This window comes from Protofrankia sp. Cr1, from assembly GCF_963555865.1.
Classification (GTDB): Bacteria; Actinomycetota; Actinomycetes; order Frankiales; family Frankiaceae; genus Protofrankia.
Genome location: NZ_CAUVXO010000484.1, coordinates 3440 through 4763, shown reverse-complemented (window position 1 = coordinate 4763; position 1324 = coordinate 3440). Strand labels below are relative to the sequence as shown.

The following is a 1324-nucleotide window of genomic DNA, read 5'->3' as shown; positions in this document are numbered from 1 at the left end:
CCTGCCTACTGTGAGCAGCGTCGCTGTGGGAACTAATTCTCCAACGCATTTGAAGCAGATGGTCGAGGCTGCAACGCTTCGGCCGAATAGAGAAAAAATCGGACAGTACCGCCAGCTACTCCGCGAGAGAGCCAGGAACATGGAAACGAGAACAGAAGATGGTGGGTGAGGGCTACCTGCGAGTCTGGAGTTCGGAAATGAGAGCGTAAGCCGCGTTCTTCGAAGGTTCTAGGAGCGGGTTTGGTTCGTTACGTCGCGTAGAAACGCGAATTACGTTGGCGCAGAACACAAGTTGGGCGAGTCGTCCGGAACGAGTGGTGAGGTCGGCCTGAAATTCATGTTGGATACGATCCGCAAGTTTGGGGACGCGCAAGGAGTGCCCCCAAAGCATAGCGGCGTCGAATCCACGGGGAGCAATTCCCCAATCTTCCCAGTCCAGTAGATAGCAATCGGGCGCGGTAAGGTTTCCCCAGTGGATGTCGGCGTGAGCAGTTACCCACTCATCAATTGTGGTGTCGACGGATTCACCGAAAACTTCCGTAATACGTCGGGTGAGGTGAGCGGACGACATACCTACCCGCTCGGTCTTATACGCAGCCAGCGCGGCGAAAGAACTCTGAAGACTCTTCCACCACGAGTCCGAAAGTGCCGGTTCACTAGCGACGACACCACTGCTGCTGACGGCCGGAGAGATGATCAACTCCATTTCGTCGGCACGCCACACCATTCCCCTTGCATCGTCACGCCAGCTGACCGATCGCAGCAGATCCGGTTTGGCGACACGGCGCAACACCGACGCACATTCAGCTCCGGTCCACGCAGGACCATTGATCACCCACATTCGGCGCCACTGAATCCGAACCCAGGTATCTCGATCAGTACGGAAGCCAGCGGTAAGGCCCTGCCGTCCGTACACCGACGATGAACGGTCAAGCTGCACGCCAAGGCACTGTTCAACATCGGTAAGAACATCATCGTGTGTGTCCGTCCGCAGATCAAACGCTGCCTCGACGAGTAGGTCAGCCACCACGTCATCTCCGTTCATCTCGGGTGTGTCATCCGTTGACCGGCCGGCTGCTGTGCGGCTGTGGGATGTGGGCTGACCCGGGGGCCTATCCCGCGTCGGGCTGGGCCGCCTCGGACTGAGCGGCGTCGAGGCGGGCGCGGGCACCGTCCAGGAAGGACTGGCACGCTCGTGCGAGCGCCTCACCGCGTTCCCACAGTGACAGCGACTCCTCCAGGGTGATGCCGCCGGCCTCCAGCCGGCGGACGACATCCTCCAGCTCCGCCCGGGCCCGCTCATACGTCGGCGGAGCCTCGTGTG

2 protein-coding genes are annotated in these 1324 nt (G+C 60.2%); both read right to left on the bottom strand.

Annotation, left to right across the window (positions count from 1 at the left end):
* Positions 1-172: 172 nt before the first annotated feature.
* Positions 173-1045: a phosphotransferase gene (locus tag U9980_RS24225; RefSeq protein ID WP_322770042.1), complete on the bottom strand. Its 873-nt coding sequence runs from the start codon at positions 1043-1045 to the stop codon at positions 173-175.
* Positions 1046-1112: 67 nt separating this feature from the next.
* Positions 1113-1324, bottom strand: a 212-nt coding sequence (locus U9980_RS24220; protein WP_322770041.1) for an exodeoxyribonuclease VII small subunit, incomplete at its 5' end; no start/stop codon positions are given.

What these genes read in the sequence shown, in the direction of transcription:
- U9980_RS24225 (WP_322770042.1), bottom strand. Translation starts at nt 1,045, where the DNA reads ATGAACGGAGATGACGTGGTGGCTGACCTACTCGTCGAGGCAGCGTTT.